The organism is Photobacterium sp. MCCC 1A19761 (assembly GCF_037389125.1).
In the GTDB taxonomy this organism is placed as follows: domain Bacteria; phylum Pseudomonadota; class Gammaproteobacteria; order Enterobacterales; family Vibrionaceae; genus Photobacterium.
Genome location: NZ_JAZGTF010000001.1, coordinates 417,199 through 440,702, shown reverse-complemented (window position 1 = coordinate 440,702; position 23,504 = coordinate 417,199). Strand labels below are relative to the sequence as shown.

Below are 23,504 nucleotides of genomic sequence, written 5' to 3'. Positions count from 1 at the left end.
CATGAACATGAAAGCCATGCTGGCGCTGTCGGGCGCCCTGATGTTGTCTGCGTGTCAGTCAACATCAACGCCTGAGTGGGTGCTGACACCCACTCAGGAAACCAACCATCAACTCTATGCCGTAGGGCACGGGGGTAGTTTGTCGGCGGCACAACGTATGGCCATGAGTCAGCTCAATGAGCGGTTGTGGACCCAGGTCGAGTCTTCCGGTTATCAGCGCCAGGTGCTGCGTGAGTTAAACGGGGATGAAAATTACCAGGCGGTCAATGATTTCCGGGTCAATGTGAAGACGGCTCCGGTGGTCTTAAACGGGGTGGATTATCCCCGCCAGGAACGGGTCGACGGTATTTACTATGTTGAAGCAACCATCAACAAAGCGACCGTGCAGACCCAGCTGCAGCGTGAGCTGACGCAGATTGCGGAAGATGTCAAAACCGCCCTGCTCAGCCGCAACCATGCTGATCCCCTGTTGTGGTGGCTCAAGCACCGGGATGTCCAGGCGCTGAAGGACAAAGTACTGACCCGCCAGGCGATGCTGCTGGCCGTCAGTGATGGGGCCGATCAGGCGCACCCGGTCACTGAGCAGGTGAATACGCTGGAGCGCACCCTGCAGGCGGTGAAAGATCAAATTCAGTTTAAGGTGGTGACTCAAAAGGATGACCGCTGGATGAAAGGGTTTATCGAGCAGCACCTGGCAGCGGAACACATTGCCACGGTCACCAGCACCGGCAAAGCCACCCATATCCTCAATCTGGATACCCAGTGGCGCCAGAGCAAAGTAGGTGATGCGTATATTTCAACGGTGATCGCTGATCTCACGATTCAAAACAAACGCGGGAAAACAACCGCAAGTCGTGAAGTGATTGCCAGCGGGAACTCCATTTCTAATTACAAATTATCTAAAGAAGGAGCTTCCCGTCATTTTTCAGCCCAAATGAGTGAACAAGGACTTTGGCACTTTTTGGGTGTTTTATAACACGTAATAATTGGATAAAGGTTATGTCAAAAAAAGCATTATTAGCGGTAAGCATTGCTGCGTTGATGACAGGCTGTAAGAGCCTGCCAGATGCACCGGAAGGGATCTGTCACGCCAGCACCGCTATTAATATTCCGCAAAGTGAAATCAAGGTGGCGACTTCACAAGCGAAAAAGGCGATTGTCCTGCCGGTTGATGTGGCCAGCGGGATTGATTATCCGCGCACTATGGCAAATGCCTTCCAGCATCGTCTGGAAGGCCAGGTGGACCAGTCCGGTGCCAAGCTGGTTGATCGCTCTCTGGCCGGGAAACTGAAGCAAGAGATCAAACTGGCAGAGCAAAGTGGTCGTATCAACACCTCGGGTGTGGCGATTGCTGATTATGCGGTCCTGGCTGAAGTGCGTTCATCAAACATGAAGTACTCCTTCACCGATGAAGAAACCAAAGTCGATGACGATGGTGATCGTCATTACACTCCGGCGGAGTGTACCTTCACGGCTACTGTGGAAGGGGTGGTGAAAGTCGTTGCTCTGCCGAGCATGGAAGTTGTGAACCGCATTGAAATCAGCGGTCGCGAGCTGAGCACGTTTGAACAGAAGCGCCCGAATTCAGACTGTCCGATTTTGGAAAGTCAGTACAAGCGCCTGGTTGAAGAGGCAGCAAAAAATGCGGTCAACCGCAATGATGATCTGCTGAACCAGTTCGCGCCGAGCGGCACGGTTGAAGAGCTGCGCCAGTGTGAAGAGTACGGCGCTATGGTTCGGGTCAACATGGGTGAAAACCAGGGTATTCGCCCGGAGCAAAAAGTTGAAATCTCGACCGCTGAAAAAGTTCAGTTGGCTGACGGCACGGAAGTGATTGAATACTATCCGATTGGCGAAGGTCAGACTGCGGATGAAGATAACCGTCACGGTATCAAGCCGACCTACTCTTGGATCGGTGTTGATGATAAGAACGTGATGAAAATCCAGCGCGGCGATCTGGTTGAAGCCCGTTTTGAAAGCGGTTGTAACGATCTGATTGAGCCGTTCCGTAACATTTGTTGGGAAGCGTACGAAGCATTTAGCAAAAAAGGTTCTTAATCGGCAATTACGCCTTGAAATGGGTTGATCTCACATGATGAAAAAAACACTGATGACCACCATGTTGGTCATGGGACTGGCAGGGTGTCAGTCGAACACGGTCAACGACGTTCAGTCGATGGCATGTTACTACCCGGATGCGGTTCAGCACGAAGCACCGAAGTGGGTATGTGATGTGATGCCGGAAGGGATTGCGATGGGTAGCGTCGGCTATGCCAAGAAAAGCGCAGCCGGGATGAGCGTGATGCGCACCATCGCGACCAACGATGCCCGCAAGCGTCTGGCCGAGCAGTTTGAAACCAACGTCAACACGATGTTCAAACAAGCGATGACGGCTGAAGTTGCTTCAACCAACGAATCGGTCAGCGAGACGGTGAATGAGCAATTCCAGTCGGTGACAAAGAATGTCAGCAGTCGTACACTGAGCAACAGCCGCGTGATTGTGTCGACCAGCAGTCCGGGTGGCGGCCTGTATACCTTGGTGGGTATGGATCAGGCAACCTATGAGCGCAACGTTGCGATGGTGGTAGAAGCAGCGGCCGATAAGGATTCTGGCCTTTGGAAGCAGTTTAACGACAAGAAAGCAGAAGAGAGTCTGCAAAAAGCATTGGATTCGATGCTTTAATCGTTAAACAAGATTGAGGGCTACGTCAGTAGCCCTTTTTATTTGAGAGAAGGAATAACGTATGAAGCTATCACGATTAGCCTGGTGTTGTGCCTTGCTGCTTGCTGCCCCGTTGCAAGCCAATACGGACCCGTTCGCCGAACTGAATGACTCCGTTGCTGAGATCAATAAGTCACAGACTGAGATCGACAAAGAGTACGAACAGTTTGTCGCTGCGCGCCTGGCGGAATACGCCCAGTGGCGTAAAGCTTATCTGGCCGAATATGATGCTTACCGGGCTGAAGTGATTGCCGAATGGGGAGAGGGGTTACTCTCGGAGCCGTTGGTCACCGTGGATTACAGCGACGATAAAAGCACCCGCACCGTCGTCGATCTGGAAAATAACCAAGCCACGATTTCGGTCCTGGTCGATCAGCATGCAACCCCGGAGCAAGCGGCGGCGCAGGTGAAGCAAGCCGCAGCCGCAGCCGTGGCGAAAACCGGCTCGACACTGGCTGATGTCGTTGACCAGCAAGGCAAATTACCAAAGGGTAACATTGTTGAAACCACGGTCGATTATTCGAAAGCTGCGGAAAAAGCCGCGAAAAAAGCAGTGATTGAGCAAGCCCGTGCCCAGTTGCAGGAAATTGACAAAGAATCTGAAGCCGTGGTGGCCAAGATGCCGGGGATCCGGCCTGAGATCGCCGAGTCCGTGGCGGTGAAGCAGAAAGAGCAACTGGTTGAAGAGACCAAAACACGTCTGGCCAGCCTGGAAGCCACCTATGATGAGGCCCGGGAGAAAGCAGCGTCGCTGACCACCAAGAAAGTGGTGGAGTACCGGATCCAATTGCCGGAGAACGGCATTGGCAAGCGTGCAGCCAAATATGTCGCGTTTGCCGAGGAAGAGAGCGAGCGTTTTGACGTCCCGGCAGCGCTGGTGATGGCAATTATGCACTCAGAGTCGAGCTTTAACCCGAAAGCCAAATCGCCGATCCCGGCGTACGGTCTGATGCAGATTGTGCCGACGACCGCAGGTCATGACGTCAACGCGCGGATCCGTCAGAAGAACGAACCGATGCAACCGTCAGAGCTGTATGTGGCGGACGTCAATGTTGAAACCGGCACCGCCTACCTCAACATCCTGGACAAGAGCTATCTCAAATCCATCACCAATGAGCAAAGCCGGTTGTACTGCACCATTGCGGCGTATAACACCGGCGCCGGGAACGTGGCCAAGGCCTTTAACCCGGACGGCTCACGGAATATTCGCAAAGCGGCCAAGATCATCAATAGCCTGACCCCACAGCAGGTCTACGACAAGTTGATGGCGGATCTGCCGTACGATGAAACCAAGAACTACCTGAAGAAGGTCACCGGCCGGATTTCATTGTACCAGCACAGCGCCTGACGTGTGCGCCAGTGATGTCACCGTGCCGCCCTTGGGCGGCACGGTGCGTTTCAGGGGCTCGCAGGCCTTTATTTTGCCTTTTGCTTTCCTCCGTAGGCCGGGTGTTGGTAAAATAGCCGGCAACACCCGAACGACGAACCTTGATCGCGTTGCGAAACGCTTAGTGTAGAAGAACCTCATGTCTCAAAATCAGCCTCACCCAACCGCCAATTCTGCCGCACCGGCAGGGGGCGTTCGTTTAAATAAATACATCAGTGATTCAGGCTTTTGCTCACGCCGGGAGGCAGACAAGCTGATTGATCAGGGACGCGTCACCATCAACGGTCAACTGCCGGAAATGGGGATGAAAGTTCAGCCGGGCGATGAAGTTCTGGTGGATGACAAGCCGCTGCGCAGCAAAGAAAAACCGATTTATATCGCGTTAAACAAGCCGACCGGGATCACTTGCACCACCGAGCGCCATGTCAAAGACAACATCATTGATTTTATTGGCCACCGTAAGCGGATCTTCCCGATTGGCCGGTTGGATAAGCCGTCTGACGGTCTGATCTTCCTGACCAATGATGGGGATATCGTCAACAAAATCCTCCGGGCCGGGAACTCGCACGAGAAGGAATACGTGGTGCGGGTCGACAAGCCGATCACCCAGGCGTTTTTGGACCAAATGGCGTCCGGCGTCGAGATCCTCGACACCGTTACACTGCCGTGTAAAGTCACCAAGGAAACGACCTATTCATTTCGGATTGTGCTGACGCAGGGCCTGAACCGCCAAATCCGCCGGATGTGTGAAGCGCTCGGTTACGACGTGTTTAAACTGCGCCGGGTGCGGATCATGAATATCAGCATCGATGGCCTGCCAAATGGCAAGTGGCGTTACCTGAACGACGAGGAAGTGGCGGAGATCCATCGCCTGATCGCCGATTCAAGCGGCACGGAAGAAGCCTCTCAGGTTGACAACCAGGGCGGCGCGATTCAAAAAGCGACCGACGCTAAACTGTTTGACAGCCGTCAGCAGGATCGCCAGCGCCAGGACGGAAAAGTGACCTACAAAACTTACAGCGGCAAGGGCGAGTTTAACCGCCAGCGCCGCAGTGGCGATCGCGATGAGCGCGGTGGTGCCCGAAGTGGTGCGCGCAGCGACAGCCGTGACGGTCATCGTGCGAACAGCCGCCCGAACCGTGGCAAGCAACCGGGGCATCAGCAGCCGGGCCGCGATTCGGCCGAGTCGTCCCGCCGCCCGCAAGGCACGTCCAGCGGGATCAAGAAGTGGAAGTCAAAGAAAGAGTCATAATGCGCTGGTGATCGGCGAGTCGACTGCTTATTCAAGCCCCATTGCCCTTCGTGGTGATGGGGCTTTTTCGTACCGTTTCCCGGTGAGCGCGAAAGGCATGAATATTCCGCCAATTGCGTCTTGCATTCAGGTGGATGAATTTGCACTATGTATTCATCTAATATTTTTGCGATCAGACCCGCTCAGAACAGACTGAGCCGGGGGAAGGGGATCGGCATTACACAGAGGAAGTCATGGCAGGCAATACGATAGGACAACTTTTTCGCGTCACCACCTTTGGTGAAAGCCACGGCCTGGCCCTGGGCTGTATTATTGATGGTTGTCCGCCGGGACTGGCGCTGACCGAAGCAGATATGCAGCATGACCTGGATCGCCGCCGTCCGGGCACATCCAAGTACACCACCCAGCGCCGAGAGCCGGACGAGGTGAAAATCCTGTCTGGCGTGTTTGAAGGGCAAACCACCGGGACATCCATCGGCTTGCTGATTGAAAATACCGATCAGCGCTCCAAAGATTATTCCAACATCAAAGACACGTTCCGTCCGGGACATGCGGATTACACCTACCACCAGAAATACGGGGTCCGTGATTATCGCGGCGGCGGTCGTTCCTCGGCCCGGGAAACTGCGATGCGGGTCGCCGCCGGTGCCGTGGCGAAAAAGTACCTCAAGCAGGTCCACGGCATTGAAATTCAGGCCTACCTCTCACAAATGGGAGACGTCAAAATTGAGCAGGTCGACTGGCGCCAGATTGAACAAAACGCTTTCTTCTGTCCGGATGCCTCTAAAGTGGACGCCCTGGATGAGCTGATCCGCAAGCTGAAGAAAGAAGGGGATTCGATTGGCGCCAAGCTGACCGTGGTTGCCCGCCATGTGCCGGTTGGCTTAGGGGAGCCGGTGTTTGATCGTCTGGATGCGGATATTGCCCACTCCCTGATGAGCATCAATGCGGTCAAAGGTGTGGAGATCGGTGACGGCTTTGATGTGGTGCAGCAGCGCGGCAGCGAGCACCGTGACGAAATGACGCCGAATGGCTTTAAAACCAATCATGCCGGTGGCGTGCTGGGCGGGATCTCATCCGGTCAGGATATTGTGGCGCATCTGGCGTTGAAACCCACATCCAGTATCACGGTACCGGGTGAGTCGATTAACCGCCAGGGCGAGACAGTGGAAGTGGTCACCAAAGGCCGCCACGACCCTTGTGTCGGGATCCGCGCCGTGCCGATTGCCGAAGCGATGCTGGCCATTACCCTGATGGATCACCTGCTGCGCCATCGTGGTCAGAATAGCGATGTGGTAACCGAAACACCGAAAATCTAAACCGTAGTTTCGGCAGTTTCTGAACACAAAAAAGCGAGGTGCCCGGCACCTCGCTTTTTTTGTCGCTGGTTCTGAAAGGAGCGTCAGCCCTGGCTTTCGGCTTTTTTCTGCGCCACGGCTTCAGTGTCTTCCAAGCTGAACACCGGCAGGCGCCAGCCAAACTGCACCGCCGCCATGCGGATCACGAACCCCAGCACCAGCGTGGCCACGGTTGCAATCAGCTCCGGCACGGCAACAAACATCAGCGTGTAGTACATCCCGCCCGCCAGAAATGCGACCGAGGCATACAGTTCTTTGTGCAGGACCATCGGTGGGCGGCGACAGATCAGATCCCGCAGCAGGCCACCGAAGACCCCGGTCACCACCGCGGCCACCACACAGATCAACGGCGAGAGTCCCATATCCATGGCCACCCGGCAGCCGATAATGCTAAAGACAATTAACCCCAGTGAATCGAGCAATACAAACACCCTATGAAAGCGGACGACCTGCGGCGCGATTAGGGTTGTGAGCAATCCGGCCAGACAGGTGATGGCCAGATAGTGCGGGTTTTCCACCCAGCCGAGCGGATAGTGACCCAGCAGAATATCGCGGACCGTGCCGCCGCCGATTGCCGTGGCGCTGGCGACCAGCATCACGCCGAACCAGTCCATATGACGCTTACCGGCTGCCAGTGCGCCGGTCATGGCTTCCGCCGTAATGCCGATGAGGTACAGTATTGTTAATAGCATGAGAATAATTGATGAAATAGAAAGAAGGCTAAACAGGTTTCGATTGTATGGAGCGAAATATGTGACGTCGAATGAAAGGTTTATCGTGTTAGATGAATTCAATTAATGCTTTGGGCGAAAAAAGCGTCTTGTGGATTGGGGAATAATGGCCGAGACCGGGGTTGTGAGGCCAAAAAGCAAAGCGGGCGCTGCGTTTGCGCCCGCTTTGGTTATGAACGCAGCAGACCCGGGGGCCGGCGGCGTTAACAATTGGTTAGAAACGGTAGTTGGCCTGAAGACCCAGCAACCATACGCTGCCGCTTGTTTCACCTTTAAAGGAGACCGGGATGTTTCCGATGTTCTCAGATTCTTCCATTGAGGCATCTTTGGCAAAGATATAGGTAAAGCCTGCATCAAAGCTCAGTTTTGATGACCACTGGTAGCCGGCACCCAGACTTAACCAAGTCCGGTCAGTTTCAGGAATGGTTTGGGTACGGTGCTTGTCGTTGACTGCCGATGTGTCGTAAGCAATCCCGGTACGCAGAGCCAGCTTGTTTGTGTACTGATAAGTTGCACCCAGGGCAATGCGGTAGTTATCTTCCCAGTTTTCTTCTTTAATCAGATCTGGTGCTGCAGAGTAAGAAGGGATCGTTGCTTCAAGCTTGTCGAAGCTGCTCCAGTCAGTCCAGTTCAGGCTGGTATGAATCGCGAATTTGTCGCTTAGCTGATGGAAGCTGGAGAGTTCTGCGGTTGCAGGCAGCGTCAGATCCATACTACCAGGGCGGGTGGCGCCATACAGTACGCCAGATGCTTCACCAGACAGAGTCAGGTCAACTGCCGAGCGATAATTGACACCAACCCGGTGACTCGGAGAGATTTGCCAAGCGGTACCCAGTTGCCAGCCCCAAGCCGTGTCATCCCCTTCCATGTATTTCAGATCCTGACCGCGTAGTTGACCGAACATGGCGGCTAGTCTCGGATTGCTTTGCAGCATCGGCGTCAGAGTGGCAGGCAGAGAGTTAGGCAGCGCAGCGCCAAAGTGGCCTTCACCCATGACGTATCGAACACCGCCGCCAATGCTGAACTGGTCGTTGATCTTATAGGCCAGGTTCGGGTTGATTTCGACCGTCTTAATCATAGCCTGGTTGCCAAACAGAGTGGCGTAGAAGTCGCCGCCCAGCTCGGTTTCCATGCCGTAGTTGGTGGCGATTGCCAGACCGGCAGTCAGCTGATCATTGAGTTGGTGAGAGAGGTAAAAGTTCGGAATCACTGCTGAGTGAGCAATGTCTTTGGCTTCTGTGGTGGCAACTTTCTGGCCTGCGATGGACAGATCGCCTTTGACATCAATATTGGGGTCAACATAAATAGCGCCGGTCGAGATTTGCGTCCCTTGCAGGTATGTCAGCATTGCCGGGTTGCGGAATTGCGCGCTGGCGTTGTCGGCCATCGCGGCTTCACCTGCAAATGCACGGCCCAGGCCGGTGGCTGAGTATTCGGCCAGCTGGAAACCGGCAGCAGTCGTATTGGCGCTAAAGCCCAGGGCCAGCGCAGCGGCTAAAGAAAGTGTAATTTTATTTTTGTTCATCAGTCTGAATGTTCGCTGAAATTTGATGCCGTCGATCATACGGTCTAGAGTGATTGCTTTAAATACTTCTTGTGAAATCACCATGGTTTAGTGTTTATGACTGTGATTTTGCGAGATTTTGGCTTTACATCTGGTACAAAATAGACTTTTCGATCTGGTCGGATGTGATTTCAGCGAACGCCTGTGCTGTTATTGGCGGGTTTCAGCGACGCACTGTTCACTGAAATGTCTCTTGCTGTGGTAGGTTACGGTTGATGGGTAAAAGTTAGCTTTATGTTTCATGGGGTTATAACAGCAATAAAAAGGGGAGCATCATGCTCCCCTGGTATTCATGTCATGCTTTTGTTCGCTGAATTAGAACGAACGGCTGTACTGAACGCCGTACAGCAGGGCATTGGCGCGCGTTGTCGCGTTCACTGAGGTGGTGCCGTTGGTTTCAACCGCTTCCACATCTTTACCCATCAGGTAGGTGACACCGACATCAATGTTCGACTTAGTGTCCAGGTGGTAGGTAAAGCCGCCGGAGAGCCACTGACGGTCTGAATCCGGAACAGAGATTGATGTCCGTTGATCCTGAGCGCTGGTGTCGAACATGTAACCGGCGCGCAGCGTCCAGTCTTTGTTCATGGTGTAAGTGCCGCCCAGCGCGTAGTGCCAGCCGTCTTGCCACTCATAGCGGTTCAGGACTTTATTGCCGCTGGTTTCCAGCTGGCTGAACTCGCTCCAGTTGATCCACTGAACGCTGTAGTGCACGGCAAATTTCTCGTTCAGCTGGTGAAAGCCAGAGAATTCCGCCATATCCGGCAGTGGCATGATCAGTTTCTCATGACTGATATCGCCGCCACCCAGTTGGTATTGCATGTCGCCTTTCGCTTTCAGGTCCGGGCTGTAACGGTAGGACAGGCCGAAGCGGTTGTTGTCGTTGTACTCATAAACCGTACCGACGTTCCAACCCAACGCAAAGCCGTCTGCATCGATGTCCAGCAGGGGACCTTGAACCCCAATCTTTTGGGCGATGCCAGCTTCCAGTTTTTTGTTGGTGCGCTTGAGCTTGCCTTCACCGTAGATCACATCCAGACCGGCCCCCACACTCCAGGCTTGGTTGATGCGGTAAGCAGTGCTCAGCGCCAGGTTGATGCTTTTCACATCGGTTGAGCCGCCAAATTCGTTGCCGGCAAAGTTATCGCCGAACTCGGTTTTGGTGCCGAAGTTTGAGTAAAGGCCGGTACCGACGGTCCATTTGTCATTGATCGGGTGGATGTAGTAGATGTTTGGCGCGTAGGATGTGTCACCGACCTGCGAGTCGCCCAGCGGCAGTACCTGGCTGTAGGTGGTGTTTTTGACTTCAATGTCCGTATCGATGGCGTTGATACCCAGCGACAGGGCTGGCGCATCAAACAGCGACATGGCCGCGGCATTTCGTGCCATCGCAGATGCATTGTCGGCAATCACTGCATCACCGGCAAAGGCTCGGCCCAGACCGGTGGCCGATTGGGCATTAAGCTGGAAGCCCGCTGCCAGGGCTTGTTGTGAGGACACGGCAACCGCCATGGCCACTACTGATTTTGTAAACAGACGCTTCTTGTTCATATTTGTTGTTTTTCCAAACATATTATCGTTATTTTCTGCTGCGAACGGCAGAGGCGCGAGATTGTAGGGGGGCAGCTTGAGGGAGCAAATCAGACCAGTTTAAGAATCAGATAAAATTCAGTCACATCCAATGTGATATCCGGGTAGGAATACCGTTGGAAGGCGGTGGAGAGTAAAAGTCAAGCTATTAACTCTTTGATAGGAAAGGATTTGTTTGGATTTGGTCGGAAACCGGCAGCGAACGTCGCCGGTTTCCGCCAAAAGTGTTACCGAATTTGTTAGATTTTTTGCTGTAGGTCAGATTTTAACCGTTTGGCAATTGGCATCACGTCTTGTCCTTTGTTTCCGACCACGATCAAGCTGGTTTCTTGAAGGGGTATCACGACACCTTGCAATTTGTTGTCGTTAAACGCAGTGACCGCCGGACTTTTTTCCGGGACGACAAACACCGTCACTTTGCCGCCTTGGCCGGCCATGACCATATGCAGGGCATTTTTACCGCCGAAACCGCAGTGATTGACATAATAGACATGCGTCCCGAGCTCGGTCAGCTCGGAGCCAAACGGGGTGAGTTTGGCATTGACCTGTTGCAGGGACACGGACTCGTCTACATGCTCGACAAACGGTGCCTCATTGTAAATATGCTCCAGTGCGGTTTGGGCGATGACATCGGCGCCCTGGGCACTGCCCGGTAGAAATTGCTGATGAAACTGGCCAAGAAACAGACCAAACACAAAGGCAATCGAGGCGGCAATCGCAAAATGAAAGCGTATTTTGCTGCGGCTATTTTCCGGTTGTCCGGACTGGTGGAACAGGATCCGATCAGCCAAATCGTCCGGAACATCGACTTTAAGGAGTTGGTCCAGTTTGGCATCTAACTGCAGCAATTCATCCGTCAGCTGGCGATTGGCAGGTGAAGCGTTTTTGGCGGCAAGCATTTCCTGGCTGTTGTCATTCGGATCGGCCAGGAGACGACGACGGAATTCAAGATCGTCCATTGTGTTGACCCCTCCGTTCGGATAATTTTTCAATTTGCTCTTTTAACTGGTTCCTGGCGCGAAACAAGCGTGTCATCACGGTGTTGCGATTGAGGTCGAGGATCTCGGCGATTTCATCACCGCTGAATCCCGCCATGACTTGCAACACTAATGGCTCGCGGTACTCGGGTGTCAGCTTCATGATCTCCCGGTGCAGGAGTTGTTGCTCGGCATCGAGGTCGCCCCCCTGATGCTTGGTGTCTGCGATGGCGTAATCATCAATATCAACGAGGTCCAGTTGTTTGCGTTCGAATCGTCTGGCGTTTTCCCGGCGCAAAATCGTGATCAGCCAGGACTTCGCGGCTTGATCATCTTGCAGGCTGTCGAGTGATCGCCAGGCGCGCAAACAGGTCTCCTGTACCAGATCTTCCGCGATGTGAGGATCATGGCACAACCAGTAGGCGTAGCGATATAAGTCCCGATGCCAGGCTCTGACCAGGGCTTCGTAGCGTCTTTGTTTATTCATGTCTACAGAGACCGAGGCATCCGCTTTTTTCTTTCGGAAAAATTGCTTCATCATAGGTATGCCTATCCAAAAATGTCACGGGTGTGCATGGTTCTTCTCGTGATACGTGTGACCAGGAATCATCAGATTATCAGCCCTAAAATTGATCTGGTTCAAATTGTATCGACACAGGAAAGTTATAGTAGTTCACGTCATCTGATAGTAAGCATGGATTACAGTTCCGGCTTTTATCTGGGTCTGAAGTTGATGATTACTGTCTGTTGAGCAAGATGACAACTTCCTTTTGAAGGCTGACTTTACTTTCTCCTATCAGGTTTTGCCTGATTTGCAATTGGCTTTACGTTAATTGACTTATACCTTAGCCGGATGTATTTCCGGCTATTGATAACCATACCACACCGGTATGGTTTTTTTTTATCTGCTGCGAATTCCTGCCTTGACCACAAAACCTAAAACGATTGTTTGAAATTAATAACAACTTGATTACAATCATTGTGGTCTGACCTCTAGTTATGCACCTTGGGTGCCCCTGAAATCATCAAAAGGAGTAGCGATGACACGTCTCCAGAATCTCACCACACGTCAGGGTGAGCGCATCGCCGTTGTCAGCGGATTACGGACCCCGTTCGCCCGCCAGGCCACGGCTTTTAATGGCGTCCCAGCCCTGGATATGGGGAAAATGGTCGTCAATGAAATGCTGCAACAAATGGATTTTGACCCGAAACTGATTGAGCAGGTGGTCTTTGGCCAGGTGGTGCAAATGCCGGAAGCGCCGAACATTGCCCGGGAAATCGTGCTGGGCACCGGCATGGATATCGGCACTGATGCCTACAGTGTGACCCGGGCCTGTGCCACCAGCTTTCAGGCGGCCGCCAATGTCGCGGAAAGCATCATCTCCGGGACGATTGATATCGGGATTGCCGGGGGGGCAGATTCCTCTTCCGTATTACCGATTGGGGTGTCCAAGCAGCTGGCAGCCACCTTGCTGGCGCTGAGCAAAGCGAAAACCATGGGCAAGCGCCTCAAGTTGCTCAGCAAGCTGAGTGTGAAAGATCTGATGCCGGTACCGCCTGCGGTTGCGGAATATTCGACGGGCCTGAGCATGGGGCAAACGGCCGAGCAAATGGCCAAGACCCACGGCATCACCCGGCAGGAACAGGACGCACTGGCACACCGTTCGCACACCCTGGCAGCCCAGGCCTGGAAAGATGGTCTGATCCGCGATGAAGTGATCACCGCATTCCCGGAGCCATACCGCCAGTGGATCGACAAAGACAATAACATTCGTGAAGACTCCAGCCTGGAATCTTATGCCAAGCTGCGTCCGGCGTTTGACCGCAAGTTCGGCTCGGTGACCGCCGCGAACGCCACCCCGCTGACCGACGGTGCGGCGGCGATTTTGCTGATGCGCGAAGGCCGGGCCAAAGAGCTGGGCCTCAAACCGCTCGGTTACATTCGCTCTTATGCGTTTGCTGCGATTGGCGTCGAGCAGGACATGCTGATGGGACCATCGTACGCCACGCCGCTGGCACTGGATCGCGCGGGCCTGAGCCTGTCGGATCTGACCCTGATCGATATGCACGAAGCCTTTGCGGCGCAGACCCTGGCCAACGTGAAGATGTTCGGCTCGAAGAAATTTGCTGAAGAGAAGCTGGGCCGCAGCCAAGCAATCGGCGAGATTGATATGGACAAGTTCAATGTCCTCGGCGGCTCGATTGCCTACGGTCACCCGTTTGCAGCCACCGGCGCGCGCATGATCACCCAAACCTTACGTGAGCTGCAACGCCGTGGTGGCGGTTTTGCGCTGAACACCGCTTGTGCCGCAGGAGGCCTGGGCGCTGCAATGATCCTGGAGGCAGAATAATGACTGAACACGCATCCGCATTTTCTTTATCCTACGCTGAAAACGGCGTGGCCTGGCTGAAGGTCGATGTGCCGGAAGAGAAAATGAATACGCTGCAGTCCGCCTTTGTTGAGCAGGTCTCCGAAGTGCTGGCTGAGCTGAAAACCAAGACCGACGTCAAGGGCCTGGTGGTCTATTCCGGCAAGCCGGATAACTTTATTGCCGGGGCCGATATCCGCATGCTGGACGCCTGTACCACGGCCGAAGAAGCTGAGCAGCTGGCCACCAAAGGGCAGGAGCTGTTTGACGCCCTGGAGTCGCTGCCGTTTCACGTGGTTGCGGCGATCCACGGCCCGTGTCTGGGTGGCGGTCTGGAGCTGGCGCTGGCCTGTCACAGCCGGGTGTGCTCGGATGATGACAAGACCCGTCTAGGCTTACCGGAGGTCCAGCTGGGCCTGTTACCGGGCTCGGGTGGCACCCAACGCCTGCCGCGTCTGATTGGCGTCGCCAATGCGCTGGATATGATCCTGACCGGCAAGCAACTGCGCGCCAAGAAAGCGAAAAAACTGGGCGTGGTCGATGAGTCCGTACCGCTGAGCATTCTGCTCGACATTGCCGAGCAACAAGCGCTGAAACCGAAACCGAAACGTAAGCATACCTTCCAGGAGTGGGCACTCGGTGGCAATGCGCTGGGCCGCTCGCTGGTGTTTGATCAGGCAGGAAAGAAAACCCGCGAGAAGACCCGCGGCAATTATCCGGCGGCAGATGCGATCCTGGAAGTGATCAAGTACGGCCTGCAATCGGGACGGGACAAAGGCCTGCGCCTGGAAGCCAAGCGCTTCGGCGAGTTGGTGATGTCGCCGGAATCTGCGGCCCTGCGCAGCATCTTCTTTGCTACCACGGCGATGAAAAAAGAGACCGGAGCCGAGGCTAAGCCGGGGACCATCCGCCGCGTCGGCGTGCTTGGCGGCGGCCTGATGGGCGGTGGGATCAGCCATGTGACGGCGGTGAAAGCCGGCTATCCGGTGCGGATCAAAGATATTGCCAACGACGGCCTGCTCAATGCCATGGCTTACAATTACAAGCTGCTGGATAAAAAGCGCAAACGCCGCATCATCAGCAAGGCGGAGCTGCAAAAGCAGATGCTGTCGATCACCGGTGGCACGGATTACACCGGTTTTAACCATGCTGATGTGGTGGTCGAAGCGGTGTTTGAAGATCTGAACCTCAAGCACCAGATGGTGCGTGAAATAGAGCAGCACGCCAAACCGGAGACCATTTTTGCCACCAATACGTCCTCGTTGCCGATCCACCAGATCGCCGAAGCGGCAGAGCGGCCGGCGCAGGTCGTCGGGCTGCACTACTTCAGTCCGGTCGAGAAAATGCCGCTGGTGGAAGTGATCCCCCATGCCGGGACTTCGCCGGAGACAGTGGCGACCGTGGTTGCGCTGGCGAAGAAGCAGGGCAAGACTCCGATTGTGGTTGGCGATAAAGCCGGATTCTACGTCAACCGGATCCTGGCGCCTTATATGAATGAAGCGGCCAATGTACTGCTGGGCGGTGAGCCGATTGAGCACCTGGATACAGCGCTGCTCGACTTCGGCTTCCCGGTCGGCCCGATCACCCTGCTGGATGAAGTCGGCGTGGATATCGGCGCGAAAATTATGCCGATCCTGGTCAATGAGCTGGGCGATCGTTTCCAGGGGCCGGATGTGTTCGACACCCTGCTCAACGACGGCCGCAAAGGGCGCAAGAGCGGCAAGGGCTTCTACCTGTATAACAGCAAGAAGAAGTCGGTCGATAAGAGCGTGTACAAGCTGTTGAATCTCCAGCCGGAGAAAAAAGCTGATGCGGAAACGATCGCAATGCGCTGTACGCTGATGATGCTCAACGAAGCTGCCCGCTGTCTTGACGAAGGGGTGATCCGCTCACCTCGCGACGGCGATATCGGGGCGATTTTCGGCATCGGTTTCCCACCGTTCCTGGGCGGTCCGTTCCGGTATATGGATCAGCTGGGCGCAGCCCGGGTGGTCGAGCTACTCAATGAATACACCAATAAATATGGTCAGCGCTTCAAGCCGTGCGACAAGCTGGTCGCCATGGCCAGCGAAAACCAGCGTTTCTATGATTAACGTGTCTAGCTTTAAGTGACCTCAATCAAACGGCCTGCATGTGCAGGTCGTTTTCTTATGTTCAGGGTAGTGCTGAAGGCCAGGGATTATCTCTAACATTGAGCGCGTGTTACTGAAGTCGTTTGGCCCAGTTGCCCTGATGCTGCCGCTCGCAGTCCTCCTCGCTGTCACAGAGGACATGGCGGGCGATCGATTTGAGCCGGATCCCCATCGCACTAAGCTGGCTTTGAATGAGCGCATTGAGCTGTGTCTGCGCTGCACTGTCGGTGAAGTTGGCGAGCTGCGCATTAGTCTCGAACACGCACACGATTTTTAAGCTGTCCGGAAAATTGGCGTAGTTCACCACATGGGTCAGCCACTGAAAGCCGTCGCAGGTGTCCAGAGCGGTGTCGCATACATCGGTCAGTACGGCACGGAGTTGGTTGTCTGTTTTCTTATCTTGTTTTCGCACAAAAGGCCTTTTCTTGGATTAAAGCGGTGGCTCTTCCTCATAGAACGTGTGCCGGACGATTGTGATTACTCAACGTGGTCCAAAGCATGTATCTGATGGGGATTCAGCCCGCTCAGCGGGCTTTTTTCTGAAATTCACTGATGGATTCGAGCGGCTCGCCGATCATCAGCGGATCTAAGTTGCTGTGCGCCTGGCCCTGGCAGTGCATGATCAGCCGGTTGGCGGTACGCGGTTTGATGATATCGACCACAAAGCGCACCATATCGGCCCGGGACAGATCGCGCAGCGCCTCGGCGACTTTCTGGCGTTGGTTAAACTGCTCATCCTTGTTACCGATGCTGACCCAGTAACGCTGGGCCCGGGCACGCAGATTGGTGTCCGGCTCGGTGATTTGCGCCAGCAGCCCCTGCTTGCTGGCCTGCCACTGGGCTTCGTTAAGCTCCAGCAGCACCAGGGCAAAGGCATTGGTGAATTCATCAATGGCTTCGGAGAGCTGCGCCGGCGAGGCCACCGGAGACTGGATGTAGAGGATCAGCCCCGGATGGCGGTTCAGCGGCAGGTTGGCCGTTCCGACCATATAGCCCAGTTGCTGCCGGGTCCGTAATTCATGGAAGAAGGTGGACGACATCAGATGGTTGGCCAGCGTATAGACGGCAATTTTGTGTGGTGTCGGTTTGCGCGACTGGTAATACATCAAGATCGCCGAGTCGGCATGATTACAGCTGACTTCGTAGCGCAGGGTGCCGGATTTGCCCAGGTGAACTAGTGGCCGCTGGGATTCCCCGTACAGTTGGTCAGTGACCCGGAAGGCGTCTTTAAGAATTTCAGCCAGCGCCAGGGCGTCCTCTTGACGCCAGTTGCCGTAGACGAAGGTGTCGATGTGCAGCTCGGCAAACATGGCCTCGACGAATTCGGGCAGCTCGTCCACGGTCAGGGATTCGAGCGCTTCCAGCAGGACCGGAAACGGCGGGTTGTTTGGCTGCAACAGGCCGGTCAGCTGGTTAAACAGCTGGGAGATCGGCTTGTCTTCAGCAGAATTACGCCAATTACGCAGCATTTGCGCCTTGATGTTGTCAAAGCGATCCGGATCGAAAGTTCGATTGGCGAAGCGATCCAGCAGCAGTTGCATCAGGAGCGGTTGTTTCTCACTGAACCCGGACAGTTGCAGGGTGACACCGCCTTGGTGGGCATACAGGTTATACGACATCCCGGCAATTTCTGCCGGATACGCGGACTCGTTAATCGCTTCGAGCAGCATTTCGACGCAAACCCGGGTTTTGACGATATTGCGCGGCGAGCTGACGGCATGCGGGCTGTCGATCGCCACATAGACCACGCCCTTGGGCACCCGAAATTCATGCTCCTGCTTATACCACAGGCGGAAACCGGGCAGATCCTGGATCAATTGCGGCGGCAGCTCAGCTTGCGGCGCCAGCGGGAGTGGATCCAGTTGCTCGCAGAGGTACGGGTTGCGCTCGGGCAATTTCAGCGCCGGCTCATCACCCGGCTGCTGCCAGCGGCTGAGCTGCGCGTCGCTGAAGGGTTTGACGGCGTACGGCGTGTGATACCACTGGGCTACCCGGTTATATTCCTGACCCTGGGCGACCAGCACCAGGCGCATGTTGTCCGGGGTGAAATAGTTGAGCAGCTTGCGGATCAGCGGCTCATCGTAGCCGGCCATCATGTAGTCGCCGTAGATCACATCTTCCGGCGCATAGTGGAACAGGTTCATGACCAGATAGCTGACGGTATCGAGCGGGCGACTTTTTTCCTGGTAGCGAAACGCCATTTCCAGCACTGCGCGTTTTTCTTCGTAGCGCCAGGCATCCAGCCCTTCACGCTTGATCAGCGCAATCGTCTGGAACACGGTGGCGACAATCTCGTCGAGCTGATCCAGCCCTTTCGGGGTCAGATTGAGGCTGACGGTAAATTCGCGGAAGTTACTGCCACTGACACCGCCCCCGGCGGCGAGTGTATTGATCAGGCCACGGCTTTTCAGGACCGACATCAGGCTGCCGCTGCCTTCGTTCCCCAGCAGGTGGGCAATATAGGACAGGGGTTTTTGCCGGTAGTAGTGCTCGACTGAGGGCATGGTGAACGACAGGGTGAGCTTGCGCACTTCCTTGATCGGTTCAATGGTAATGAGCTTGCCGCTTTCATGGGCGGTCAGCAGCGGCTCTTCAATGGCCGGTTTGGCCACGCCGGTATTCGGCACCTGGTGAAAATAGGTCCGGGCATAGTATTCAAGCTGATCCAGTGATTGCGGCCCCAGAAGCACCAGGCACATCAGCTCGGCGGAGTAATGGGTGCGGTAAAAATTGAGCAGCTCATCTCGGATCGAGCGGTTTTCGCGATCGTCCAGGGTGCTGAGATCGCCGACGGAAAATTTGGCAAACGGGTGGGCCGGGTTGATGGTTTCCTTGTGGACCTGATACAGGCGGCGGACATCGTCTTTGATTTTCAGTTTGTATTCGGAATCAACGGCCTGGCGCTCTTTGTCCAGTGCATCCGCGTTGAACAGCGGGGCGGTAAAAAACTGGCCGAAGCGATCCAGCCCTTCTTCAAAGGTCGGCGGGGTGACTTCAAAAAAGTAGGTCGTATTCTCGGTTCCTGTCCAGGCGTTGTTGCTGCCGCCGCTGCGGTTGATGAAGGTCTGGAACTCGCCGACCTTTGGATATTTCTCCGTGCCAAGAAACAGCATGTGTTCGAGAAAATGGGCCATGCCCTGACGGTCAACCGGATCATCAAAGTGCCCGACGTTGACAGACAACGCGGCAGCGGAGCGGGGAGCTTCCGCATCATGTACCAGAAGCACCTTGAGCTGGTTATCGAGAGTCAGGTAGCGGTACTGCTTGAGATCGTTGGGGCTGATATGCACGAGAAGCGCCTATTTTTTTGTAAATTAAGCTAATTATGACGCCCATTACCGAGGCTGGCAAATCAGTCCGCAGGGACGAGCCAACCGCCGACGGCGGGAGATTTGACCGGACCGGAATACCATCTTTGGGGCAGGTCGTCTGGTCGGTCACGCTTCGGCAACTGAAACAGCAGTATGGCTATCCAGCACCGACAGGACTTGCTAGCATAGCGGCACGATTAACTGTGAATGTGAGCCGGTTTGCCCCCGCGCCAATGGGCAGCGATTTGTTTCTGCGTTTATGTGGAATTTTTTGTACAAAAGTGGCTGCTTTGACGTATCAATAAATGCTTTGGTGAATCAAGAAGTGCGTTACGAATGAATCAGTGCTTTGCAGATCAAAAAGTATTTTGTGGATCAAATAGTACTGTGCGGATCAAAAACTGTTTTCACGGATCAATCAGCGTTTTTGCGAAAGAGACCGCAACAGTAGCGGTCTGGATGGGTAGAGAGTAAACGGGACTGGATAGGCGATATGCGAATTTATATTATGCGTCATGGTGAAGCGCAGACGTTTGCTCCGACGGATGCGGAACGACCGCTAACCGGACACGGTCAGCAGCACTCTGAGCAAATGGCGCTGCAACTGGCCAGCCAGTTGTCTGGCGGGCTGGATATGGTTTGGGTGAGTCCTTACCTGCGCGCGCAGCAGACCTGGCAGGCGATGGCGCAACACCTGCCGACACCGGAAAAACTGATGACGGTTGAGGAAATCACTCCATACGGCGGTGCGGAAGATGTCGCGACTTACCTGAAAGCGATGATTGGGATCGAGCGGCCTGAAACCGTGCTGATTGTGTCGCATCTGCCTCTGGTCGGTTATCTGGCATCTGAGCTGGTGCCGGGCTTGCCGTCACCGATGTTCCGGACTTCCGCGATTGCGGCGATTGATTACCAGCCGGACTCTGAAGCGGCTGAGTTTTTGTGGCAGGCCAATCCGGAAGGATAAATTGTAAAAAATCGTGAACCAAGGTTAAGGAAGCCCGCCAGGCTGCCGATATAACCAGAGCAGCGGACGCTGGCATGGCGAACAGCATGCTGATGATGTTGTTGAGTTGCTGCTGAGTTGACGCGTGGTTGAATGCCACCCTTATTTACCGAACAAGAATTGATAAAGTTATTGTTATGAAAGGAATAATACTCGCACTGCTCGGGACTGTGCTGCTGGCCGGTTGCGTGCAGGGGCCAAGATCCCCTCAGATAAATGCCAACGGCGCCATCAAGTGGGCGAACGGAATGCGTGAAGAAATGCATATTTCGGCATCGGGCAGTACGCTGACTTTTGCGGTTCCGCCAAGCTTGTTCGGGGCGGGAGGCGTCACGATTTTCTCCCGGATTGACAGTGCCCGCAACGGCAACTGTGAACACTATTACAGTGAAGGGGCGGTCAAAACCCGGATGCAGATTTGCGACAGCGGGGAAGTGACCCTGATTGTCGATGGCCGGGTGATCAACGTCGGCGCGCTGGCGAAATACGTCTATTAATCCTGGGACAGGCGCTATAGTCGCTGTAGCTGTAGCTGTAGCTGTAGCTGTAGCTGTAGGTAGTGAAAGTATAAAAGTAAAAACAAAGGAGGCGAACTGCATGCGTGCGGGGATCGCCTCTTCGGCAACGCCACATTAGCGCTCAGGAATCTCAATTAACACCAGCAGGGCACCGTCGCCGCCAAATTCCAGCGGTGCCTGGTGAAATGCCATCACATCCGGATGCTGGGCCAGCCATTGCGGTGCTTTTTGTTTCAGGATGTGTTTACCGATCCCGTGCATCACACAGGCACAGGCAACATTTTCTTTGATACAAGCCGCGATCATCGCTGCCAGCTCGCGCTTGGCTTCCCGCTGGGTCATCCCGTGCATATCCAGATACATATCCGGGACGTACACGCCACGGCGCAGTTTTTTCACTTCATATTTCGACACCCCGGTCCGTGCGTACTGGGTTGGTCCGTGTTCATCCAGGTGGGGTTCGAATTCGTCGGAAAAGTAAAACTCGTGGTTCAGGGATTCTTTTTCTGACACTTTGGGACGATTCGCCTTCGTGCTCTGTCGGCGCGGCGCGATTATGGTATCATGCGACAACTTTTTTACGCCTTTTACCGCATCCTGAAAGAGTGCCAGGTCATCTTCCAGGGTCAGATCTTTTTTACTCATAATGAATTTCCAACAACTCTATAGCGGTATTGTAGCGTCATTCGGAGGCTATTTTGGATAAGATTTTTGTCGACGAAGCCGTCAACGAACTTCACACATTGCAGGACATGCTACGTTGGACGGTCAGCCGTTTCAATGCTGCCGGTCTTTTTTATGGTCACGGGACCGACAACGCGTGGGATGAAGCGGTGCAGCTGGTGCTGCCGACCTTGTATCTGCCGTTAGATATTCCGTCAGAAGTGCGTTTTTCGCGTCTGACCAGCAGCGAGCGCCTGCGCATTGTTGAGCGGGTGATCCGCCGGATCAATGATCGGACGCCGGTCGCGTACCTGACCAACAAGGCATGGTTCTGCGGCATGGAATTCTTCGTCGATGAGCGGGTGTTGGTGCCGCGCTCGCCAATCGGGGAATTGATCGAAAACGGGTTCGAACCGTTCCTGACCGAGCCGCCGACCCGGATCATGGATCTGTGCACCGGCTCCGGTTGTATCGGTATTGCCTGCGCCCATGCGTTCCCGGAAGCCGAAGTCGATATCGTCGATATCTCGACCGATGCGCTGGCTGTGGCCGAGCAGAATATCCACGACCACGGTCTGGAGCAGCAGGTGATCCCACTGCGCTCGGATTTGCTGCGTGATGTGCCGAAAGATCAATATGACCTGATTGTCACCAATCCACCGTACGTCGATCAGGAAGATATGAACAGTCTGCCGGATGAGTTCCGCCATGAGCCGGTGCTGGGCCTGGCTGCTGGTACGGATGGCCTGAAACTGGTCCGCCGGATCCTGGCCAACGCGCCGGATTACCTGAAAGAAAACGGTGTGCTGATTTGTGAAGTCGGTAACTCCATGGTGCACATGGAAGAGCAATATCCGCATATTCCGTTCACCTGGATCGAGTTTGAAAACGGCGGCCACGGCGTGTTCATGATGACCCGTGAGCAGCTGGTTGCCTGCCAGGACGATTTCAAGTTGTATCGCGATTAAGCGAAACCGATGGAAGAGATAACAAAAAAACCGAAGCCCAAGCTTCGGTTTTTTTATGGCTTTAGCGACAGCTTTTGCATCACCCGACGGCGGATATTCAGGCCTTCGCTTGCTGTTGTTTGGCAACCAGTGCGGCCATGATCTCAGTTTGATTGTTGAGGTAATCTTCGAGACCGGCGCGACGCAGATCGCACGACGGACAGTCACCGCAGCCATCACCAATCACGCCGTTATAACAAGTCAGGGTTTTTTCCCGGACAAACTCCAGTTTGCCGCATTGATCGGCCAGCGCCCAGGTTTCGGCTTTGTTGAGCCACATCAGCGGGGTGGCAATGTTGAGCGGGCGATCCATCCCCAGCACCAGCGACTGGTTGAGGGACTTGACGAATTCATCCCGGCAGTCCGGGTAGCCGGAGAAATCCGTTTCACACACGCCGGTGATCACGGTATCAGCACCGATCTGGTAGGCATAAATGCCCGCCAGAGTCAGAAACAGAATGTTGCGGCCCGGGACAAAAGAGTTCGGCAGGCCGTTGTCCTGCAACTCATGGGAAACGGGAATGTTGTCGCGGGTCAGGGAGCTGATTGCCAGCTCATTGAGCAGACCGACATCCATGACTTTATGGGCGGCGATGCCCAGCTCGCGGCAAATGGATTCGGCAACTTCAATTTCCAGTTTGTGTCGCTGACCATAATCAAAGGTGAGACAGTGGACTTCATCAAACTGGGCCATGGCCTGGATCAGGCAGGTGGTGGAGTCCTGGCCGCCACTAAAAACCACTACGGCTTTACGCATTGTTGTATTTCCTGTGTTGTTGCCGCATACCCGCAACGGGTATTACCGAAAAACAGTCGGTGGCATAAATCATTGATACCGGCGGCAGGTTCTCCGCCGGCAGGGCAATGCTACCGCAGAGTGGGGAGAGAAGAAAGGCTGACAAAACAATGCTGGGCCA

General features: G+C 54.6%; 20 protein-coding genes. 11 read left to right on the top strand and 9 right to left on the bottom strand.

Going from position 1 to position 23,504, the window contains the following annotated elements:
• The first annotated feature begins 1 nt into the window (after window position 1).
• The 6 genes from VV869_RS01940 (at window position 2) to aroC (ending at window position 6,680) form a co-directional block, all read left to right on the top strand.
• The gene (locus VV869_RS01940) at window positions 2-976 is read left to right on the top strand and encodes an LPP20 family lipoprotein (RefSeq protein WP_261602006.1); all 975 of its coding nucleotides are present in this window, start codon (window positions 2-4) and stop codon (window positions 974-976) included.
• Between the two features lie 23 nt (window positions 977-999).
• On the top strand, window positions 1,000-2,058 hold the full coding sequence (locus VV869_RS01935; protein WP_337733328.1) for a hypothetical protein: 1,059 nt from the start codon (window positions 1,000-1,002) through the stop codon (window positions 2,056-2,058).
• Window positions 2,059-2,095: 37 nt separating this feature from the next.
• Window positions 2,096-2,683 carry an LPP20 family lipoprotein gene (locus VV869_RS01930; protein ID WP_337733463.1) on the top strand — a complete coding sequence of 196 codons (588 nt, stop codon included), beginning with the start codon at window positions 2,096-2,098 and terminating at the stop codon, window positions 2,681-2,683.
• 61 nt (window positions 2,684-2,744) lie between these two features.
• On the top strand, window positions 2,745-4,070 hold the full coding sequence (locus tag VV869_RS01925) for a transglycosylase SLT domain-containing protein (protein ID WP_337733327.1): 1,326 nt from the start codon (window positions 2,745-2,747) through the stop codon (window positions 4,068-4,070).
• A 178-nt stretch (window positions 4,071-4,248) separates the two neighbouring features.
• On the top strand, window positions 4,249-5,361 hold the full coding sequence (gene rluF / locus VV869_RS01920; RefSeq protein ID WP_337733326.1) for a 23S rRNA pseudouridine(2604) synthase RluF: 1,113 nt from the start codon (window positions 4,249-4,251) through the stop codon (window positions 5,359-5,361).
• Between the two features lie 233 nt (window positions 5,362-5,594).
• A complete protein-coding gene (aroC, locus tag VV869_RS01915) occupies window positions 5,595-6,680 on the top strand; it encodes a chorismate synthase (RefSeq protein ID WP_337733325.1) in 1,086 nt (361 codons plus the stop codon).
• Between the two features lie 83 nt (window positions 6,681-6,763).
• On the opposite strand, the gene VV869_RS01910 is transcribed toward aroC, so the two are convergent.
• The 5 genes from VV869_RS01910 to VV869_RS01890 form a co-directional block, all read right to left on the bottom strand.
• A complete protein-coding gene (locus VV869_RS01910; RefSeq protein WP_337733324.1) occupies window positions 6,764-7,411 on the bottom strand; it encodes a trimeric intracellular cation channel family protein in 648 nt (215 codons plus the stop codon).
• A 253-nt stretch (window positions 7,412-7,664) separates the two neighbouring features.
• A complete protein-coding gene (locus tag VV869_RS01905) occupies window positions 7,665-8,975 on the bottom strand; it encodes an outer membrane protein transport protein (protein WP_337733323.1) in 1,311 nt (436 codons plus the stop codon).
• A 354-nt stretch (window positions 8,976-9,329) separates the two neighbouring features.
• On the bottom strand, window positions 9,330-10,565 hold the full coding sequence (locus VV869_RS01900) for an OmpP1/FadL family transporter (RefSeq protein ID WP_337733322.1): 1,236 nt from the start codon (window positions 10,563-10,565) through the stop codon (window positions 9,330-9,332).
• 278 nt (window positions 10,566-10,843) lie between these two features.
• Complete coding sequence (locus VV869_RS01895) at window positions 10,844-11,563, bottom strand: DUF3379 domain-containing protein (protein WP_337733321.1); 720 nt, start codon at window positions 11,561-11,563, stop codon at window positions 10,844-10,846.
• Window positions 11,550-12,122, bottom strand: coding sequence for a sigma-70 family RNA polymerase sigma factor (locus VV869_RS01890; RefSeq protein WP_337733320.1), 573 nt, complete (start codon window positions 12,120-12,122; stop codon window positions 11,550-11,552). Before VV869_RS01890 ends, VV869_RS01895 begins: the two co-directional genes overlap by 14 nt.
• 499 nt (window positions 12,123-12,621) lie before the next feature.
• Between VV869_RS01890 and fadI the strand changes: the two genes are divergently transcribed.
• Window positions 12,622-13,932, top strand: a complete 1,311-nt coding sequence (gene fadI / locus VV869_RS01885) for an acetyl-CoA C-acyltransferase FadI (protein ID WP_337733319.1) — start codon at window positions 12,622-12,624, stop codon at window positions 13,930-13,932.
• The gene (fadJ, locus tag VV869_RS01880; protein WP_337733318.1) at window positions 13,932-16,043 is read left to right on the top strand and encodes a fatty acid oxidation complex subunit alpha FadJ; all 2,112 of its coding nucleotides are present in this window, start codon (window positions 13,932-13,934) and stop codon (window positions 16,041-16,043) included. Before fadI ends, fadJ begins: the two co-directional genes overlap by 1 nt.
• A gap of 109 nt (window positions 16,044-16,152) precedes the next feature.
• Here the strand turns inward: fadJ and VV869_RS01875 are convergent, their stop codons facing one another.
• The gene (locus VV869_RS01875) at window positions 16,153-16,494 is read right to left on the bottom strand and encodes a Fis family transcriptional regulator (protein WP_337733317.1); all 342 of its coding nucleotides are present in this window, start codon (window positions 16,492-16,494) and stop codon (window positions 16,153-16,155) included.
• A 112-nt stretch (window positions 16,495-16,606) separates the two neighbouring features.
• On the bottom strand, window positions 16,607-19,372 hold the full coding sequence (locus VV869_RS01870) for an insulinase family protein (protein WP_337733316.1): 2,766 nt from the start codon (window positions 19,370-19,372) through the stop codon (window positions 16,607-16,609).
• A gap of 514 nt (window positions 19,373-19,886) precedes the next feature.
• Here VV869_RS01870 and sixA point away from each other — a divergent pair.
• Both sixA and VV869_RS01860 read left to right on the top strand, forming a co-directional pair.
• Window positions 19,887-20,360, top strand: coding sequence for a phosphohistidine phosphatase SixA (gene sixA / locus VV869_RS01865; protein ID WP_337733315.1), 474 nt, complete (start codon window positions 19,887-19,889; stop codon window positions 20,358-20,360).
• A 176-nt stretch (window positions 20,361-20,536) separates the two neighbouring features.
• On the top strand, window positions 20,537-20,896 hold the full coding sequence (locus VV869_RS01860; protein ID WP_261602021.1) for a hypothetical protein: 360 nt from the start codon (window positions 20,537-20,539) through the stop codon (window positions 20,894-20,896).
• Between the two features lie 135 nt (window positions 20,897-21,031).
• Here the strand turns inward: VV869_RS01860 and smrB are convergent, their stop codons facing one another.
• Window positions 21,032-21,562: an endonuclease SmrB gene (gene smrB, locus VV869_RS01855; protein WP_261602022.1), complete on the bottom strand. Its 531-nt coding sequence runs from the start codon at window positions 21,560-21,562 to the stop codon at window positions 21,032-21,034.
• Between the two features lie 53 nt (window positions 21,563-21,615).
• Between smrB and prmB the strand changes: the two genes are divergently transcribed.
• Window positions 21,616-22,548, top strand: coding sequence for a 50S ribosomal protein L3 N(5)-glutamine methyltransferase (gene prmB, locus VV869_RS01850; protein ID WP_337733314.1), 933 nt, complete (start codon window positions 21,616-21,618; stop codon window positions 22,546-22,548).
• A 97-nt stretch (window positions 22,549-22,645) separates the two neighbouring features.
• Here prmB and queC read toward each other — a convergent pair whose 3' ends face one another.
• The gene (queC, locus tag VV869_RS01845) at window positions 22,646-23,344 is read right to left on the bottom strand and encodes a 7-cyano-7-deazaguanine synthase QueC (protein ID WP_337733313.1); all 699 of its coding nucleotides are present in this window, start codon (window positions 23,342-23,344) and stop codon (window positions 22,646-22,648) included.
• Window positions 23,345-23,504 lie beyond the last annotated feature (160 nt).

Bases quoted from the DNA above. Each gene is read 5' to 3' on its own strand.
- smrB (WP_261602022.1), bottom strand. From the start codon at position 21,562: ATGAGTAAAAAAGATCTGACCCTGGAAGATGACCTGGCACTCTTTCAG.
- VV869_RS01905 (WP_337733323.1), bottom strand. From the start codon at position 8,975: ATGAACAAAAATAAAATTACACTTTCTTTAGCCGCTGCGCTGGCCCTG.
- fadJ (WP_337733318.1), top strand. From the start codon at position 13,932: ATGACTGAACACGCATCCGCATTTTCTTTATCCTACGCTGAAAACGGC.
- VV869_RS01930 (WP_337733463.1), top strand. From the start codon at position 2,096: ATGAAAAAAACACTGATGACCACCATGTTGGTCATGGGACTGGCAGGG.
- VV869_RS01940 (WP_261602006.1), top strand. From the start codon at position 2: ATGAACATGAAAGCCATGCTGGCGCTGTCGGGCGCCCTGATGTTGTCT.
- queC (WP_337733313.1), bottom strand. From the start codon at position 23,344: ATGCGTAAAGCCGTAGTGGTTTTTAGTGGCGGCCAGGACTCCACCACC.
- aroC (WP_337733325.1), top strand. From the start codon at position 5,595: ATGGCAGGCAATACGATAGGACAACTTTTTCGCGTCACCACCTTTGGT.
- VV869_RS01910 (WP_337733324.1), bottom strand. From the start codon at position 7,411: ATGCTATTAACAATACTGTACCTCATCGGCATTACGGCGGAAGCCATG.
- VV869_RS01860 (WP_261602021.1), top strand. From the start codon at position 20,537: ATGAAAGGAATAATACTCGCACTGCTCGGGACTGTGCTGCTGGCCGGT.
- VV869_RS01935 (WP_337733328.1), top strand. From the start codon at position 1,000: ATGTCAAAAAAAGCATTATTAGCGGTAAGCATTGCTGCGTTGATGACA.
- sixA (WP_337733315.1), top strand. From the start codon at position 19,887: ATGCGAATTTATATTATGCGTCATGGTGAAGCGCAGACGTTTGCTCCG.
- fadI (WP_337733319.1), top strand. From the start codon at position 12,622: ATGACACGTCTCCAGAATCTCACCACACGTCAGGGTGAGCGCATCGCC.
- VV869_RS01895 (WP_337733321.1), bottom strand. From the start codon at position 11,563: ATGGACGATCTTGAATTCCGTCGTCGTCTCCTGGCCGATCCGAATGAC.
- VV869_RS01890 (WP_337733320.1), bottom strand. From the start codon at position 12,122: ATGATGAAGCAATTTTTCCGAAAGAAAAAAGCGGATGCCTCGGTCTCT.
- VV869_RS01900 (WP_337733322.1), bottom strand. From the start codon at position 10,565: ATGAACAAGAAGCGTCTGTTTACAAAATCAGTAGTGGCCATGGCGGTT.
- VV869_RS01925 (WP_337733327.1), top strand. From the start codon at position 2,745: ATGAAGCTATCACGATTAGCCTGGTGTTGTGCCTTGCTGCTTGCTGCC.
- rluF (WP_337733326.1), top strand. From the start codon at position 4,249: ATGTCTCAAAATCAGCCTCACCCAACCGCCAATTCTGCCGCACCGGCA.